The sequence below is a fragment of the Erwinia sp. MYb416 genome (assembly GCF_037479575.1).
GTDB lineage: Bacteria > Pseudomonadota > Gammaproteobacteria > Enterobacterales > Enterobacteriaceae > Erwinia > Erwinia rhapontici.
This window is the reverse complement of record NZ_JBBGYT010000438.1, coordinates 814,469-831,606: the sequence shown is the minus strand read 5'-3', so window position 1 is coordinate 831,606 and position 17,138 is coordinate 814,469. Positions and strand designations below refer to the sequence as shown.

Below are 17,138 nucleotides of genomic sequence, written 5' to 3'. Positions count from 1 at the left end.
GCCAATGCAGGCGTACCTTAGCCGTGGCGACGTTCGAAGTCGACCATAAAATCGGTGAGCGTTTTCACGCCCTGCAACGGCATCGCATTGTAGATCGAAGCACGCATGCCGCCGACCACACGGTGGCCTTTCAGAGCATGCAGACCTGCTGCAAATGACTCTTCAAGGAACAGTTTGTCCAGTGTGGCATCAGCCAGTTGGAAGGGTACGTTCATACGTGAACGGTTAGCGGCTACCACATCGTTGCGATAGAAACTGCTGTTATCGATGGTGCCATACAGCAGATCGGCTTTTGCCTGGTTACGTTTATCCAGTTCCGCCACGCCGCCCTGCTCTTTCAGCCACTTAAACACCAAGCCGGACAGATACCAGGCAAAGGTCGGTGGCGTGTTGAACATAGATTCGTTATCCGCCAGGACCTTATAATCCAGGATGGAAGGCAATTCTTTACGCGCCTGACCCAACAGATCTTCACGCACAACGACCAGTGTTAACCCGGCAGGACCAATATTTTTCTGTGCGCCGGCATACAACACGCCGTAACGACTAACATCGATCGGGGACGACAGAATCGTGGAAGAAAGATCGGCCACTACCACTTTATCACCAAAGTCCGGGGTTTCCGGGATAGCGATACCGTCGATCGTTTCGTTCGGGCAGTAATGAACGTAGGCAGCATCATCAGACAGTGCCCACTCGCTCATTGGTTTGATACCGCGCAGGCCATCAATCGTCGTTTTGGCATCGATCACATTTGGCGTGCAGTATTTCTGAGCCTCTTTTACTGCGCTGGCTGCCCAATAACCGCCATCAACATAGTCCGCCGTAGCATGCTGCCCCAACAGATTCATCGGGATGGCAGCAAACTGAGCGCGTGCACCGCCATGGCAGAATAAAACTTTATAGTTGGAGGGGATTTTCAGCAGATCACGAAAATCTTTTTCAGCCTCTTCCGCGACCTGAATAAATTCCTTACTACGGTGGCTGATCTCCATTACGGAGGTTCCTAAACCCTGCCAGTTGCAGAGTTCCTGTTCAGCGCGACGAAGTACTTCTACCGGCAACATAGCCGGGCCTGAGCTAAAATTGAAAACCTGACTCATTTCCCCTCACCACTTTCAGATCAATCGGTTTTGATTCCTCTATCGGTTTTATCATTGCCACCCCGTTGCTGCAATGATTTATCAGGTCGACCGACCAGTTCACCGGCCTGTACCGCAACAGCTTGTAGGGGAAATGCAACAGCAGACGATATTTTGTGAGGTGTTTTCCTGTTTAAAAAACAGACCCGTTATCTTTTCATCCTAAAATGGCATTCTTGCGTTCATGAAATTAATGATGTCGGATAGCGATTCCGCCGGAAACCCCGTATCATTGCGCGCTTTCCGCACAATCAATAACGAGTGGGCAAAATGACTCAAACTTATATCCCAGGCAAAGACGCCGCGTTGGAAGTTTCCATCGCACGCTTTCAGCAAAAACTGCAGGATCTTGGCTTCAACATCGAAGAAGCATCCTGGCTGAACCCGGTCCCGAATGTCTGGTCAGTTCATATCCGCGATCGCGACTGCCCGCTGTGTTTTACCAATGGTAAAGGCGCGAGCAAAAAAGCGGCTCTGGCCTCTGCGCTGGGCGAATACTTTGAACGCCTGTCCACCAACTATTTCTTCGCTGACTTCTGGTTAGGCGAGAAGATCGCTAACGGCGACTTCGTTCACTACCCTAACGAGAAGTGGTTCCCACTGCCGGAAGATGACCAATTGCCAGAAGGCATTCTGGATCCACGACTGCGTAAATTCTACGACCCGGAAAACGAAGTGAGCGCCAGCGAACTGGTTGACTTGCAGTCGGGCAATGCCGCACGCGGCATCTGTGGCCTGCCGTTTACCCGTCAGTCGGATCAGCAAACCGTTTACATCCCGATGAACATTATCGGCAACCTGTATGTATCAAACGGTATGTCTGCCGGTAATACCGCCAACGAAGCCCGCGTTCAGGGGCTGTCAGAGGTATTCGAGCGCTATATTAAAAACCGTATTATCGCGGAATCAATCAGCCTGCCAGCCATTCCGCAAGACGTGTTAAATCGTTATCCGGGCGTTGTCGAAGCCATCGCCTCGCTGGAAGCAGAAGGTTTCCCAATCTTCTCTTACGACGCCTCACTGGGCGGTAAATATCCTGTTATCTGTGTGGTGCTGTTTAACCCTGCTAATGGCACGTGCTTCGCCTCCTTTGGTGCTCACCCTGACTTTGGCGTAGCGCTTGAGCGTACCGTCACCGAACTGCTTCAAGGTCGTGGCCTCAAAGATTTGGATGTGTTCACACCGCCGACCTTCGACGATGAAGAAGTGGCGGAACACGCCAACCTGGAAACACACTTTATCGATTCCAGCGGTCTGATCTCGTGGGATATGTTTAAGGATGACGCCGATTATCCGTTTGTTGACTGGAGCTTTAAAGGCAGCACTGAAGAAGAGTTCTCGACACTGATGGACATCTTCAAGTCAGAAGATCAGGAAGTTTACATCGCGGACTATGAGCATCTGGATGTGTACGCTTGCCGCATCATCGTGCCGGGCATGTCTGATATCTACCCGGCAGAAGACCTGCTGCTGGCGAACAACAGCATGGGTGCTTACCTGCGCGATACACTACTCAGCCTGCCGGAAAGCAGCTGGGAAAAAGAAGACTATCTGTCTCTGCTGGAGCAGCTGGATGAAGACGGCCATGACGACTTCACACGTGTACGCGAACTGCTGGGCCTTGCAACGGGTAAAGATAACGGCTGGTACACACTGCGTATTGGTGAACTTAAGGCGATGTTAGCACTGGCAGCAGGCGATCTGGAACAGGCATTGATTTGGACGGAATGGACCATGGAGTTCAATCAGTCGATCTTCAGCGCCGAACGCGCCAACTACTATCGCTGCCTGCAAACACTGCTGTTATTGAGCCAGGAAGAAGGTCGCGACCCTTTGCAGTATCATACGGCATTCGTCCGTATGTATGGGCAGGAAGCCGTAGACACAGCTTCAGCAGCTATCAGTGGTGAAGCGCCATTTTATGGTTTGCAGGCGGTTGATAACGATCTGAAAGCGTTCCCGGCACACCAATCTCTGCTGGCGGCTTATGAAAAACTTCAGGCGGCCAAACGTCTTTACTGGAAATAATTGACTATAAAAATAGCACCCGGTTAAAGGGGGTTATAAACAGACAAGATTATTTCACCGCAGCCGATCTCTATCTGCAGGTTAATAAAAGGTAACAGCGCAGGCTGTTACCTTTTTAATTGTTACAACCTGGCTATATTTACTCTCGTTTATTCACCCACTCTTTCGCGAAACACATCTGATACTCAAATATTTTTTTAATAATTAAAAAAGTTTTATTTAAATAAAAACAACAACTTAAACAATAAACCCATGATAAAAATAGGGTCTTATCCGCGAATTAGCCGGGCCTATATGATCCACATCAAATTCTTTCCTATACTCCTTTGTTAGACTTTCCTCGCTGATTACTTTTGGGAGGACGTTAGTGTGAAAGCTGGCAACCCCTTTGATTTATTATTACCGTCAGAAATGGCGAAAGTTGCTGAAGATGCAGGTGTCTATAAAGCAACGAAACACCCCTTCACCACATTTTTTCTGGCAATTACCGCTGGAGTCTTCATTTCCATCGCCTTTGCTTTCTATATTACTGCGACAACGGGTACGGCTGCTGTCCCATGGGGGCTGGCAAAACTGGTTGGTGGTATCTGCTTTTCACTGGGTCTGATGTTGGTTGTGGTTTGCGGTGCTGACCTGTTTACTTCCACTGTTCTCACCGTGGTTGCTAAAGCCAGCGGTCGTATCAGTTGGGCGCAGCTCGCACGCAACTGGATTATCGTCTACGTCGGTAACTTTATCGGTGCCATCTTATTTGTCGCTCTGATTTGGTTTGCCGGGCAATACATGGCGGCCAACGGTGCCTGGGGACTGAATGTCCTGCAAACCGCTGACCACAAAATGCACCATACCTTCACTGAAGCAGTCTGCCTTGGCATTTTGGCGAATCTGATGGTGTGCATGGCAGTATGGATGAGTTACTCCGGTCGTAGTCTGATGGATAAAATGTTTGCCATGGTACTGCCGGTTGCGATGTTTGTTGCCAGTGGATTTGAGCACAGCATCGCCAACATGTTTCTCGTCCCGATGGCGATCATCATTAAAGACTTTGCGACTCCCGAATTCTGGCAAGCTACCGGAGCAAGTGCAGAGCAGTTTTCGCACCTCACCGTTGGCCATTTTATTACCGATAACCTGATCCCGGTTACCCTGGGCAATATCATCGGTGGTGGTTTGCTTGTTGGTTTAACTTACTGGGTAATTTATCTGCGTGATGGCGATCATCACTGATTCACCCACTAACAGAATTTTGCAACCGTCGGTGTGATGTCACACGGCGGGAACGTACAACGAACTTCACGTTATAAGGTAGGTATCAAATGACCGAGCTTAATCAAAAAATGGCGACAGCCTGGGAAAGCTTTGCACAGGGCGAATGGCAGACCAGCGTTAACGTCCGTGACTTCATCCAGAAAAACTACACACCGTATGAAGGCGACGAAGCGTTCCTGGCCGGTGCCACTGAGGCAACAACTGCCCTGTGGGACAAAGTGATGGAAGGCATCAAACAAGAAAACCGCACTCATGCACCGGTTGACTTTGATACCGACCTGCCATCAACCATTACCTCTCATGATGCGGGCTATATCAATAAAAGCCTGGAAAAAATCGTTGGTCTGCAGACAGAAGCTCCACTGAAACGCGCGCTGATCCCTTTCGGCGGAATTAAAATGGTTGAAGGTTCGTGCAAAGTGTATGGCCGCGAACTTGATCCTACCGTGAAAAAAATCTTCACCGAATACCGTAAAACCCATAACCAGGGTGTATTCGATGTCTACACTCCAGATATTATGCGCTGCCGTAAATCAGGTGTGCTGACGGGTCTGCCTGACGCATACGGTCGTGGCCGTATCATTGGTGACTACCGCCGTGTAGCGCTGTACGGTATCGATGCATTGATGAAAGATAAATTCGCTCAGTTCACCTCACTGCAGAGCGATATGGAAAACGGTGTTAACCTGGAAGCGACAATTCGCCTGCGCGAAGAAATTGCCGACCAGCATCACGCACTCCAGCAGATTAAAGAGATGGCAGCAAAATATGGCTGTGATATCTCTGGTCCGGCTACCAATGCAAAAGAAGCGGTACAGTGGACCTACTTCGGTTACCTTGCTGCGGTGAAATCCCAGAACGGTGCAGCGATGTCCTTTGGTCGCGTATCGACCTTCCTGGATATCTACTTTGAACGCGACCTGAAAGCAGGCGTGATTAACGAGTTGGAAGCACAGGAACTGATCGACCACCTGGTGATGAAGCTGCGTATGGTACGTTTCCTGCGTACTCCTGAATACGATGAACTGTTCTCAGGTGACCCAATCTGGGCGACAGAATCACTGGCAGGTATGGGCGTTGACGGCCGTACCATGGTGACTAAAAACACCTTCCGTTTCCTGAATACCCTTTACACCATGGGTCCTTCACCGGAACCAAACATGACCATTCTGTGGTCTGAAAAACTGCCACTGAACTTCAAAAAATACGCGGCAAAAGTGTCCATCGATACCTCTTCTCTGCAGTATGAGAATGATGATCTGATGCGCCCTGATTTTGACAATGATGATTACGCTATTGCCTGCTGCGTAAGCCCGATGATCGTCGGCAAACAAATGCAGTTCTTCGGTGCACGTGCCAACCTGGCGAAAACCATGCTGTATGCCATTAACGGCGGCGTGGATGAAAAAATGAAAATGCAGGTTGGCCCAAAAGAAGCGCCAATGATGGATGAAGTGCTGGACTACGATAAAGTGATGAACCGTATGGATCACTTTATGGACTGGCTGGCAAAACAGTACGTCACTGCGCTGAATGTTATCCACTATATGCACGATAAATACAGCTATGAAGCGTCACTGATGGCACTGCATGACCGTGATGTTTACCGTACTATGGCTTGCGGTATCGCAGGTCTGTCCGTTGCGGCTGACTCCCTGTCTGCTATCAAATACGCCAAAGTATCCACCATTCGTGATGAAGATGGTCTGGCTGTAGACTTCAAAATCGAAGGTGAATACCCGCAGTTTGGTAACAACGATTCACGTGTGGATGACATTGCCTGCGACCTGGTTGAACGTTTCATGAAGAAAATTCAGAAACTGCAAACCTACCGTAATGCAGTGCCAACTCAATCCGTACTGACCATTACCTCTAACGTGGTGTATGGTAAGAAAACGGGTAATACCCCGGACGGACGTCGTGCTGGCGCGCCATTCGGGCCAGGTGCAAACCCAATGCATGGTCGCGATCAGAAAGGTGCGGTTGCCTCTCTTACCTCGGTTGCAAAACTGCCGTTTGCTTACGCGAAAGATGGTATCTCTTACACCTTCTCCATCGTGCCAAACGCACTGGGCAAAAATGACGACGTACGCAAAACCAACCTTGCGGGTCTGATGGATGGTTACTTCCATCACGAAGCCAGCATCGAAGGTGGTCAACACTTGAACGTCAATGTGATGAACCGTGAAATGCTACTAGAAGCAATGGAGAACCCGGAAAAATACCCGCAGCTCACCATTCGCGTATCAGGCTATGCAGTACGCTTCAACTCACTGACTAAAGAGCAGCAGCAGGACGTGATTACACGTACCTTTACACAGTCTATGTAAGTCGCTGCGCTCTAAACAGGCTCCCGTAAGGGGGCCTGCTCACCACCAGCCGGTTTTTTCAGTCGCCTGATACGGACGCCTGCCAAAACAGACTTAACACAGCTAAAGACTGTGTCACCGTGGAGAATTCATCGCAATGTCAGTACTCGGTCGCATCCACTCTTTTGAATCCTGCGGGACCGTTGACGGCCCCGGCATCCGTTTTATCACCTTCTTCCAGGGCTGCCTGATGCGCTGCCTGTATTGCCATAACCGTGATACCTGGGATACGCACGGCGGCAAAGAAATCACCGTAGAAGAACTGATGAAAGACGTGGTGTCATATCGCCACTTCATGAATGCTTCTGGCGGTGGTGTTACCGCGTCAGGCGGGGAAGCTATCCTGCAAGCCGAATTCGTACGTGACTGGTTCCGTGCCTGTAAAGCTGAAGGGATTAATACCTGCCTGGATACTAACGGTTTTGTTCGCCGCTATGACCCGGTGATTGACGAACTGCTTGACGTTACCGATCTGGTGATGCTCGACCTTAAGCAGATCAATGATGATGTCCACCAGATTCTGGTCGGCGTATCCAACCACCGCACACTCGATTTTGCTCGTTATCTGTCCAAGCGTAACATTCGCACCTGGATCCGCTATGTTGTTGTGCCAGGCTATTCTGATGATGATGAATCGGCTCATCGTCTGGGTGAGTTCACACGCGATATGGGCAATGTTGAGAAAATCGAACTGCTGCCCTATCACGAACTGGGCAAACATAAGTGGGTCGCAATGGGGGAAGAGTACAAGCTGGACGGCGTTCATCCACCGAAAGCCGACACGATGGAACGGGTCAAAAGTATTCTCGAAAGCTACGGTCACTACGTGATGTATTAGCGGTTCGGACTCAATTTTAGTGATTAAAAAGGCTGGCCAGAAGTCAGCCTTTTTAATGTCTGTTTTATGCGTGTGCCACAGGATTGGCGTGGTGATCGGCCTTACGCAGCAACATCGCCAGATACACCATTGCGACCCCGGCAATCATTACAAACAGCAAGCGGTCTGAATAGCTTTGCATCAACATTGAGGTCATCGTCGGCCCCACCAGACTGCCAACGGTATAACTCAGCAGCAGCGCCTGATTCATCGCAACCAGTTCATGGTGGGCAACGGTTTCACACGCCCAGGACATCGCCACTGGATAAAGAGTAAAGCCTGCACAGCCGAGAATAAACAAGGCAGGTGCCATCGCAGCATTACTCAGCATCGCCAGAGCGCCAAGGATCACCACAAACACCTGCACCCGCAACACCAAAAGGCGCCCATAACGATCGGCAAGACGGCCTACCGGCCACTGGCCAATAATACCGGCGCTCACCAGTAACGCCATCCAGTAACCTACCGTTGAGTCACTCATCCCCTGATGCGAAAGGTAAAGCGGCATCAGACCATATAACGACCCCAGAACAATGCCTGAAATAATACAGCCATTGATACCAAGACGGGCATTACGGCGGCGCAGCATCGGCCACAGCCGCCCTGCAGGTGTTTCTTCGTCACCTTCCTGGCTGGCAGTGACACGACAAAAGACCAATGGCAGAACCGCCGCCAGTATCACACTGCTGACCCAGGGGAGAACGTGCATCAATTCAGTCGAGACTTTGCTGACCAGTAATTGCCCGATAACCGTGCCAATATAATAAATGATCATATAGGCAGCCAGCAGTCGCCCACGGTTACGCAGCGTCCCGTTACACAACAGCGCACTTTCCACCACAACCCAGATCAGCGCACAGCCAATACCGGCCACAAAGCGCCATAGTGTCCAGGACCAGAAGCCGGTACCCAGCGCCAGTGCCAGCGTTGCCAGAGCAAAGACCAGAGAGGCGAGATAGTAGCTACGGTTAAAGCCATAGCGTTTGATCACCCAACCCGCCATCAGCGTTCCCAGCAGGTTCCCGCAGTAATATGACGAGCTGACCATCCCCACCTGCCAGGTCGGCAGTGCATCATGCGTGAGCCAGAGCGGCACCAGCGTATTGAGCACAGCAATAGAGACTGTTAGCAGCAGCAAGCCGCACAGCAGCACCAAAACAGGACGTGACCAGGTGGACATAGTAGTTGGGGGACCGAAAACGAGGGAGATTTTGCGCGCATCATGCCACTGAGTAGACGATTGGAAAAGCACAATAAAAAGGCAATAGCACGATTTGTAGCTACGCGATTTAAAATTTTTATCTTCAATGGCTTAGAGCTGTTTAGCAGAGGACTGTCGACGGAATTATCTTATTGAATTCACATGTAATAAGTCAGAATAGCATCACTATTATCCATCATTATTTTTGCTCAATCTCTGACAATAAAAAACCCGCCAGTGGCGGGTTTTTCAAAACACTGTTCAGGGCGACTTATCCTGCTGGTACAGCCTCGAACCTGTGCGTGGATCAGCCAATAAACTCCAGGCCTTTCATATACGGACGCAGAACATCCGGTACGGCGATACGGCCATCAGCCTGCTGGTAGTTTTCCAGCACCGCAACCAGAGTACGACCCACTGCCAGGCCAGAGCCATTCAGGGTGTGTACCAGGCGTGTTGCTTTCTCACCACGTGGACGGCAGCGCGCTTTCATACGACGCGCCTGGAAATCGCCCATATTGGAGCAGGACGAGATCTCACGGTAGGTATCCTGCGCTGGCAACCACACTTCCAGATCGTAGGTTTTGTGAGAACCAAAGCCCATGTCACCAGTACAGAGCAGTACTTTACGGTATGGCAGGTTCAGCAGTTGCAGCACTTTCTCTGCATGACCCACCAGTTCTTCCAGCGCATCCATTGAGTCTTCAGGGCGTGTAATATGCACCATTTCAACTTTATCGAACTGATGCATGCGGATCAGACCACGAGTGTCACGACCATACGCGCCAGCTTCGGAACGGAAACATGGCGTATGTGCGGTCATTTTGATCGGCAGTGATTCTTCTTCCAGAATCTCATCGCGTACCAGGTTGGTCAGCGGGACTTCGGAGGTCGGGATCAGAGCATAGTTGCTGCTGGAGGCTTCTTCTTCCAACGGACGTGTATGGAACAGGTCTTCGCCAAATTTAGGCAACTGGCCCGTGCCGTACAGGCTGGCATGATTCACCAGGTAAGGTACGTAGGTTTCCAGGTAGCCATGCTGCTCGGTATGCAGATCGAGCATGAACTGGCTCAAAGCACGATGCATCAGTGCAATCTGGCCTTTCATCACGATAAAACGTGAACCGGTCAGTTTAACTGCGGCGGCAAAATCGAGGCCTGCGGCCATTTCGCCCAGCTCAACGTGGTCGCGCACCGCGAAGTCAAACTTGCGCGGCTCACCCCAGCGACTGATTTCCTGGTTTTCACTGTCATCTTTGCCCAGTGGAACTACATCCGCAGGGATATTGGGAATGGCCATTGAAAAGTCATTGATGCTGGTCAACAGTGCATCCAGCTCTGCTTTTGCAGCGTCCAGGCGTTCGCCCAGTACGTTCACTTCCTGACGCAATGGCTCGATGTCTTCCCCACGTGCTTTGGCCTGCCCGATGGATTTGGATCGCGAGTTACGCTCTGCCTGCAGATTTTCAGTTTCGACCTGCAGTACTTTACGACGCTCTTCATGTGCGCGCAGCGTATCAACGTCCAGCTTATAGCCACGGCGTGCCAGTTTTTCAGCGACTGCGTCTGGCTCAGTACGCAGTAGATTGGGATCGAGCATGCTTGTCCTGTGATGATTGATTGAGTTAAAAAAGAAGGGGCGCACCGACATATCGAATGCGTTGAATTCATTGCTAACCTTACCGCAACGTCACTGTCAGCGGTAGCGTTTTGTCGGGCTATTTTGATCCTGTTCAATCAACCAGGCGAGCTTTTCACCAATCTTCCCTTCCAGCCCACGCGTGGTCGGATGGTAATAGCGGGTTTGTGCCATTTGCGCCGGGAAATAGTCCTCACCTGCTGCATACGCGTTAGGTTCATCGTGGGCATAACGGTATTCCGCTCCCAGCCCCATTTCTTTCATCAGTTTGGTTGGCGCATTACGTAAATGTTCAGGAACATCATAATCCGGGCTTTCACGCGCATCACGCATGGCCGCTTTGAAAGCGTTATACACCGCGTTGCTTTTTGGCGCGCAGGCCAGGTAAACAATCGCCTGGGCGATCGCCCGCTCACCTTCTGCCGGGCCGACACGAGTAAAACAATCCCAGGCAGAGATCGCTACCTGCATGCCACGCGGATCCGCGTTGCCAACATCTTCGGAGGCGATAGCCAGCAAACGTCGCGCGACATACAGCGGATCACCGCCTGCGGTAATGATCCGTGCATACCAGTAAAGTGCCGCATCCGGGGCCGACCCCCGCACTGATTTGTGCAGCGCCGATATGAGATCGTAGAAACGGTCACCTTTATTATCAAAGCGTGCGCTACGCTCGCCAGACACTTCATTGAGCAACTGCGGCGTCAGTTCACGCTTGCCTTTGCTATTCACCTCAGCCATATCGGCCATCATTTCCAGCGTATTCAGCGCGCGGCGCGCATCGCCGTTGACCAGCTCAGCAATCATATTGCGGGTATTTTCAGGCAGGATGATGTTGTCATTACCATAGCCACGCTCACCGTCTTGCATCGCCTGGTTCAGCACGGCAGCAATGTCTTCCGTGGTCAGAGATTTCAACAGATACACGCGGGCACGCGATAACAGCGCTGAATTCAGTTCGAATGAGGGATTTTCCGTTGTGGCACCGATAAAGGTAATGGTGCCATCTTCAATATGTGGCAGAAAAGCATCTTGCTGGCTTTTATTAAAACGGTGAACTTCATCAACAAACAGGATGGTACGCCGACCTGCATTGCGGTTTTGCCGCGCACGCTCAATCGCCTCACGGATCTCTTTCACCCCGGAGGTGACAGCGGAAATGCGCTCAACGTCAGCCTGTCCATAGTGACCGATAATTTCGGCCAGCGTGGTTTTCCCCGTCCCCGGCGGTCCCCATAGAATCATCGAGTGAAGATGACCCGCCTCAATAGCGCGCGGCAGCGGTTTACCCGCTGCCAGCAGATGCTGTTGGCCAATATACTCGGCCAGCGTACGTGGCCGCATACGCGCGGCCAGAGGCTGAAACTCATTACGGGAAAAGTCGAGGGACAGGTTACTCACGCAAACCTCACTGACGCTGGTCGTCCACAGTTACACCCTTAGGTGGTGTGAACTTGAACTTATCGGCACTGATGCTGCCATTTTGCTGGCTTTTCAACGTATAACTGCTGCGCTGCCCATCCTGCTCTACCGCGCTGAACTGATTGATGGTGCCATTGGTCGCCACGTTGATGGTGAACTGCTTCAGGTTGCCATCAGCATTTTTCGGCGTCAGAGAGAAGTCATCCCCTTTTTGCGCAACGTTGTATTGCTTCCAGTCACTCGCCTGGTTACGTGCAATCAGCATAAAGGGGGTATTGCTGGTGGCATCTTTCACCCAGCTGGCGCTAACCTGCTCAACAAACGGATTGTAGAACCATAACGTTTTACCATCGGAAATCAGGGTGCTTTCATCCGGCGCTGTCATATGCCAGTTGAACAGGTTCGGACGCTGAACCCACATCTCACCTTCGCCATCCTGCACCGATGCACCGGTGCTGTCGGTTACTTTTTGACTAAACGTGGCATGGAAACTTTTCACCTTATCCAGGCGTTGCTGCAAATCGCCAGATGCATCAGCCCAGGCGGTAACCGAGGAAAAAGCAGCCAACACACAGCAGGAAATCATTAATTTTTTCATTACGGCATCCTTATTGAAACTCTTGTATCCCGTTCGGGTTAAGCGTGACGTGGATAACTTTAGCCAGGCGCTGATAACAACAACAGGAGAAAAAATTGAATCTCCCAGTCCGTATCCTACAAATATTGGGACTGCTGTCAGGAATTCAACGGGCCAGGCAGTGCCTGACCCGTTGATGGTGAGCGAAACAAGAAGACTTAACGCTCATGCGGAGGTGGTGCCAGCACCTCGCGGTTCCCGTTATGCCCCGGTGACGAAACAATTCCCTGCGCTTCCATCTGTTCAATGATACGCGCAGCACGGTTATAACCGATACGGAATTGCCGCTGAACGCCGGAAATCGAGGCGCGACGCTTGTCGACAACGAACTCAACGGCCTGGTCGAACAACTGGTCCAGCTCTTCGTCACCGTCAACGCCACCCGCACCCGATTCAGTATCGTCGCCGCCGCTAAGGATACCTTCTTTATACTGAGGACGTTCGCGTGCCTTCCAGTCTTTCACGACGGCATGCACTTCCTGGTCGCGAACAAAGGCACCATGGACTCGGACCGGAATAGAAGAGTTAGGTGCCAGATACAGCATGTCACCCATGCCCAGCAAAGATTCTGCACCCGACTGATCGAGAATGGTACGTGAGTCAATTTTACTGGATACCGTAAAGGCAATACGTGTCGGAATATTGGCCTTAATCAGACCGGTGATCACATCCACAGAAGGTCGCTGTGTGGCCAGCACCAGATGAATCCCCGCCGCACGTGCTTTCTGTGCCAGACGTGCGATCAGCTCTTCCACTTTTTTGCCGACGGTCATGATCAGGTCTGCAAACTCATCCACCATCACCACGATATAAGGCTCTTTTTCCAGTACCGGTGGTGTCATATCCATGCTGTCGGTTGGCTTCCAGAACGGGTCAGGGATGGGACGCCCCATCGCCTCAGCCATATCCACCTTCTCGTTATAGCCCGCGATGTTACGCACACCCAGTGCCGACATCAGCTTGTAACGACGCTCCATCTCAACCACACACCAGCGCAACGCATTGGCCGCATCTTTCATGTCGGTGACCACATCGGTTAACAGATGTGGAATGCCTTCATACACCGACAATTCGAGCATTTTCGGGTCGATCATAATAAAGCGCACTTCTTTTGGCGTGGCTTTATACAAGATACTGAGGATCATGGCATTAACGCCTACCGACTTACCGGAACCGGTCGTACCGGCAACCAGCAAGTGAGGCATTTTGCCCAAATCGGCTACCACTGGATCGCCGGAAATATCTTTGCCCAGCACAATCGACAACGGGGAGGGATTATCACGGAATGCCGGGCAATCCAGCACTTCTCGCAGATAAACCGTCTGGCGATTCAGATTAGGCAACTCCAGCCCCACATATGGACGGCCAGGGATGACTTCCACCACACGCACGGCAACAGCTGACAATGAGCGAGCCAGATCCCGCGACAGGTTAGAGATACGCGCAGCTTTTACGCCCGGCGCCAAATCCAGCTCAAAGCGGGTGATAACCGGACCCGGTGAGTACCCAACCACCTCAGCCTTCACGCGATAGTCAGCCAGCCGCGCCTCAATCAAACGAGCGGTCTGCTCAAGCGCAAACTGGTCTACCGGTTCCGTTTCGGCTGGCGGCGACGCTAACAAATCGAGCGTTGGCAGCGGCGTGGTTGGTTTGTACGTTGGCTGCTCATGACGCATCAGGAACGGATGGATCAAACTGTCCATATCCGGTTCTTGCGGCTTCACTGGCTGGGCCGTCACAGGAGGTGCAGCAGCAGGTTGCCAGGCAGGAGAAGTCTGCGCAATGGGAGCCTGCGGTTGCGCCTCTTCGGGCTGTTGCCACTGTGACTGAACGGGGGCAACGGACTCTGTTTCCGGTGCTGCCGACAGCGTAAACAATGGCTCAGTCGGGCCGTCATTGACCAGATCGTCCATCGGTGAGAAATCGAAAGCACCGGAGGTATCAAGCGTAAAGGTTGGGCTTTGGCCTGACGTTTCGGCGGCATAACGCTGCTGCTGCTGTTCAGCAAACTGACGCGCCAGCGCCGCCTGTTGCAGTGCTTCTTCATCTTCAGCAGCAAACTCTTCGCCGTAACGCTGCTGTTCCCGTGCCAGGAACGCTTCACGTAGCTGTGCCTGTTCCGCATCATCCTGCTCGTCAGGCGTGACAGCCTGCCAGGCATCTCCTTCAGCAACCTCTGGCTGCAGGGACTCCTGCTCTTTGGCTTTTTCTTCCGCCATGCGCTGCGAAGGCAACTTAATGCCGTAAGAAGCCAATTCGCGGCGTGTCGGCAATTTTACAGGATTTGGGCGCGGCAGTTCAGGGCCGATACCCTGCTTAACCTGGGGATTAAGATCGTCGCCACTGGTTGCCGTAAAGCCCGGCATAAACGGCATATTACTGCTGGCTGACTGTGCAACAGCACCAAGCGCAGCTCCGGTTGCAGCAGCAGCTACTGAGGCTGGATGAGAGGCATGTGGTGTGGAGAAATCAAACGGCGAAGCCGCTGAGGTATCCTGCCAGTTGCCCATCTGCGGACCGTCTTCTTCATCAACCGGTAGCGAAGGCGCTGGCGTCCTGGCTTCTGCTGGCACTTCAAAACGATAGAGCGATGGTTGTGGCGGTGCCACTGGTGTGGAAACCTGCACCTCAGCCTGGGCTGCGTATTCCTGCGCAGGAGCAATGACCGGCGCAACGGGGGCAATCGCAGATTGCTGCGCAGGAACCGAAACAACATCGCTGGATGTCGGTTTGGCCAGCAGCGGATCGTCCTGCTCGCCCTCCTCATCATCTGCGTGAACAGGCTGTGGTTTCGTCAGCAGTACGTCGTCGTGATCGTCAGCATGCATCGGTGCACTGCGTACCGCTACCGGCGCATCCACTTCATCTTCATCGTCTTCTTCATGCCATTTCTCATCAGCACGTGAGCGATTACTGGCGAAAGTCAGTACTCCCATCACCACGCCACCAATCTTCTCGGCAATCGTCAGCCATGACCAGCCGGTATAGAGCGTCAGCCCCGCTGCCCAAATGCACAGCAGGGTTAGCGTGCCGCCCGGCCCGCTAAAATAGGGAGCCATCGCATTGCTTAACAAGCTCCCAATCACACCACCCGACGCAAAATACCAAATATCGTCAGCATTCAATGCGGCCAGACCACAGGAAGTAACCACCAGCGCCAGCACGCCAATCATGCGCAAACCAACGGCAAAATAGTCAATGTAATCCTGGAAGTGGCGTCGGCTGAACGTGATCCAGCACAGGCCTAAAATCACGGGAGGAAGCGCATAAGCCATCACGCCAAAGATGAAGAATAGCGTATCTGCAAGCCACGCCCCAACGCCACCACCGATGTTGTGGATAGGTTCGTGCCAGGCGGTTTGTGACCAACTGGGATCGGAAGGATTGAAGCTCACCAGCGCCACCATCAGATAAATGGCGAAAAGAGCAACAACAATTAATAGCGCTTCCAGCAGGCGACGCCCGCTGCTCAACGGTTCTAACGAAACGTCTTTATCTTCTGTGTATTCCTGGCTCAAGAGTACTCTCCAGGTGCCTGTAAACTATGGAGGTAACAGCGCCGGGCATGCCCGGCGCTGAACCTGTATGAATTCACAGGAGTGTACCGAAAACTAACAGGTTTTGCACCTGCCCTGTGTTACCGGGTTTTAATCACTAACCGGTTACTTTGTTTCACTTCTTCCATGACCACATAAGTACGGGTATCGTTCACACCCGGCAGACGTAGCAAGGTTTCGCCCAGCAATTTACGGTACGCAGACATATCTGGAACACGGGTTTTTAGCAGATAGTCAAAATCACCGGAAACGAGGTGACACTCTTGAGTTTCCTCAAGTTTTTGTACTGCGGCGTTAAACTGCTCAAACACATCAGGCGCACCACGATTCAGAGTAATCTCAACGAATACCAGAAGTGATGCATCCAGATAGTGCGGATTTAACTGAGCAGTGTAGCCGAGAATGAAGTTCTGTCGCTCCAGACGGCGAACGCGCTCAAGGCACGGCGTGGGTGATAGGCCTACGCGCTTGGAAAGCTCGACGTTAGAAATACGCCCATCTTTCTGCAGTTCATTCAGGATGTTGCGGTCAATTCTGTCGAGATCTTTACCCGGCCGTTTTTTATTGTCTACCATTATTATTGTCTCTCTTAAATTTCTTCCCTTTACCTGCCATACCCTGAACGACTCAATGTAACAGGGTTGATCTAAGTGAAGACATCGAGCCTGTCGCGGTATTAAACGCTCTATCTGCATGACGCATGTTGTCTGTCCACACCATGCGTCATTCCAAATAACAGGCTGAGTATATCGGGCGATAAACGCAAAATCCGGGATGAAACCCTGACTTAGGTGACCAAATACACTCTGCTTCCCATAATGTTTTCGCAAAAGCGCAGCCGATTGTCAAAGCAAAACAAACAAAATCAGTACAACATGCCAAAGCGAATGCTGTCTCTCTGTTTTTCAATGACAATTTTGTCGCCAAAATGACAAAAAATGGCTGAAATGCTATTTTTCCACCCTCACCCTGTCATACGGACAACGATTGGCCAGAC

The 17,138-nt window shown here is 51.6% G+C and carries 11 protein-coding genes; 4 read left to right on the top strand and 7 right to left on the bottom strand.

The genetic code is table 11. From position 1 onward, the window contains the following. Positions 1–17: 17 nt before the first annotated feature. Positions 18–1,103 (bottom strand): 3-phosphoserine/phosphohydroxythreonine transaminase, encoded by a 1,086-nt coding sequence (serC, locus tag WH277_RS13440; RefSeq protein ID WP_133841037.1) that lies wholly within the window; start codon positions 1,101–1,103, stop codon positions 18–20. Positions 1,104–1,412: 309 nt separating this feature from the next. On the opposite strand from serC, the gene ycaO reads away from it, so the two are divergent. The 4 genes from ycaO to pflA all read left to right on the top strand — a co-directional run bounded on the left by ycaO (position 1,413) and on the right by pflA (position 7,646). Next, positions 1,413–3,170, top strand: a complete 1,758-nt coding sequence (gene ycaO, locus WH277_RS13435; protein WP_159337133.1) for a 30S ribosomal protein S12 methylthiotransferase accessory factor YcaO — start codon at positions 1,413–1,415, stop codon at positions 3,168–3,170. A 369-nt stretch (positions 3,171–3,539) separates the two neighbouring features. Beyond that, positions 3,540–4,397, top strand: a complete 858-nt coding sequence (gene focA, locus WH277_RS13430) for a formate transporter FocA (RefSeq protein ID WP_159337134.1) — start codon at positions 3,540–3,542, stop codon at positions 4,395–4,397. A gap of 89 nt (positions 4,398–4,486) precedes the next feature. After that, a complete protein-coding gene (gene pflB, locus WH277_RS13425) occupies positions 4,487–6,769 on the top strand; it encodes a formate C-acetyltransferase (RefSeq protein ID WP_133841040.1) in 2,283 nt (760 codons plus the stop codon). Between the two features lie 136 nt (positions 6,770–6,905). Next, positions 6,906–7,646 (top strand): pyruvate formate lyase 1-activating protein, encoded by a 741-nt coding sequence (gene pflA, locus WH277_RS13420; protein WP_133841041.1) that lies wholly within the window; start codon positions 6,906–6,908, stop codon positions 7,644–7,646. Between the two features lie 64 nt (positions 7,647–7,710). Here the strand turns inward: pflA and WH277_RS13415 are convergent, their stop codons facing one another. The 6 genes from WH277_RS13415 to lrp form a co-directional block, all read right to left on the bottom strand. After that, complete coding sequence (locus WH277_RS13415) at positions 7,711–8,865, bottom strand: MFS transporter (RefSeq protein WP_212815953.1); 1,155 nt, start codon at positions 8,863–8,865, stop codon at positions 7,711–7,713. A gap of 328 nt (positions 8,866–9,193) precedes the next feature. Further along, positions 9,194–10,486: a serine--tRNA ligase gene (gene serS / locus WH277_RS13410; RefSeq protein ID WP_133841043.1), complete on the bottom strand. Its 1,293-nt coding sequence runs from the start codon at positions 10,484–10,486 to the stop codon at positions 9,194–9,196. A gap of 96 nt (positions 10,487–10,582) precedes the next feature. Further along, complete coding sequence (locus WH277_RS13405) at positions 10,583–11,926, bottom strand: replication-associated recombination protein A (RefSeq protein ID WP_167864862.1); 1,344 nt, start codon at positions 11,924–11,926, stop codon at positions 10,583–10,585. Positions 11,927–11,933: 7 nt separating this feature from the next. Further along, positions 11,934–12,545 carry an outer membrane lipoprotein chaperone LolA gene (gene lolA / locus WH277_RS13400; RefSeq protein WP_133841045.1) on the bottom strand — a complete coding sequence of 204 codons (612 nt, stop codon included), beginning with the start codon at positions 12,543–12,545 and terminating at the stop codon, positions 11,934–11,936. A gap of 197 nt (positions 12,546–12,742) precedes the next feature. Then, entirely contained in the window at positions 12,743–16,102 is a 3,360-nt protein-coding gene (locus WH277_RS13395) for a DNA translocase FtsK 4TM domain-containing protein (RefSeq protein WP_133841046.1), read from the bottom strand. Between the two features lie 119 nt (positions 16,103–16,221). Further along, positions 16,222–16,716 carry a leucine-responsive transcriptional regulator Lrp gene (lrp, locus tag WH277_RS13390; RefSeq protein WP_133841047.1) on the bottom strand — a complete coding sequence of 165 codons (495 nt, stop codon included), beginning with the start codon at positions 16,714–16,716 and terminating at the stop codon, positions 16,222–16,224. Between the last annotated feature and the right edge of the window lie 422 nt (positions 16,717–17,138).